Source organism: Psychrobacter okhotskensis (genome assembly GCF_013248965.1).
Lineage (GTDB): Bacteria > Pseudomonadota > Gammaproteobacteria > Pseudomonadales > Moraxellaceae > Psychrobacter > Psychrobacter okhotskensis.
Map to the genome: position 1 here is coordinate 1 of NZ_JABRVQ010000070.1, position 807 is coordinate 807.

At 38.5% G+C, this 807-nt stretch carries 1 pseudogene; it reads right to left on the minus strand.

Annotated features, from left to right (window positions below):
• Positions 1–803, minus strand: a pseudogene (locus HQR03_RS14090) (hypothetical protein); the annotation flags it as partial.
• Between the last annotated feature and the right edge of the window lie 4 nt (positions 804–807).

An 807-nucleotide genomic window follows, 5' to 3' on the forward strand; every position in this document is an offset into this window, starting at 1 on the left:
TCAAACTGCCAAATAACCTGACCCCATTGGTTATTAGGATAATCTGGCATGATGTCGCCTTGCTTAAAGTAAGCACGACTGTCAGATTTTGCTTGCGTGAACCAGTAGCCTGATTTAGGGCAGGGCTGACCAGCTAGGCAGCGGCCTTTCGCTTGACTGGTGATTTCGGGTTTATTAGGCTTGGTTTTATTTTCATAATAGGGCGTCATGTCTTCTCCAGCCTCTTGAAGCTTAATAAACTCTTCATAAGTTATTTTGTAAGGGTCAATAGAGATAAATTTACTGGTGTCGATACCTGTCTCTTTAAGTACGAGTGGTAGCGTATAGTCAGGTTGATTTTGCTGAATCTTCAATCCCATTTTAATGGCTTTAGTCTCGAAAAAAAGTCTAGCTTCAGGTAATCCGCCATAAAGCTTACTATATTCTTTGGTCAAAGATTCATCATAGTTATTAGGGATTATTTGTCTTATTAACTCTAACTCATCGAAAATATCTAAGCTAATCAGGTAATGACGGTTGCCTGTTTCAGGGTCACTTTGCCTATTTATTCTAATATTCATAAATACATCTGTACCATGTCGCAGTTGCCATATTTGTAAATCACTGAGCTGCATCCATTGCTCAAAGTTCAAAGGGTAGGTGTAATCAAGATTAAAGTCACTTCCACCTTCTTTTGTGGCAAATGTAAAGCTGTCTTTAGGGCTTAAACGAGGTTCACTTAAACTTTTAGCATAAGTCCAACCTTTATCTTGTAGTTCTTTAAAGAAAGCCATCATTTTCTGATAGGCATCTTCGTCTGATATACCG